Annotated in this window: 1 pseudogene; it reads right to left on the bottom strand. The window is 31.8% G+C overall.

Annotated features, from left to right (window positions below):
- Positions 1–46: 46 nt before the first annotated feature.
- A pseudogene (locus ACFIKU_RS10165) lies at positions 47–289 on the bottom strand (hypothetical protein); the annotation flags it as partial.

The following is a 289-nucleotide window of genomic DNA, read 5'->3' as shown; positions in this document are numbered from 1 at the left end:
GTATTTATGAAAACAAACAGTCTCATAAGAGCCATCATTTTTCTCTCTATTTTTGTACTGAAAAAGCTTTATCTCGCTGCTGAAGAGTGTCTTCTAATTGCCGAAGTGTTTTTTTCAATTTCTTCGTCAATCGTATGTGTAAAATTAAAATAATCGGGATAGCCATAAAACAACAGATCAAAATAAATAGACTTAAAATACATATAAAAGTAAGAATATCAAACTCTCTGACCCCATCCAATACTTGAATAATGGACTCATCCAATATCTGGGTAATGACCTCATCCAA

Origin of the sequence: Bartonella sp. CM120XJJH (genome assembly GCF_042194715.1) — a bacterium.
Taxonomy (GTDB): Bacteria; Pseudomonadota; Alphaproteobacteria; order Rhizobiales; family Rhizobiaceae; genus Bartonella.
This window is presented reverse-complemented; position numbering and strand designations above follow the sequence as displayed.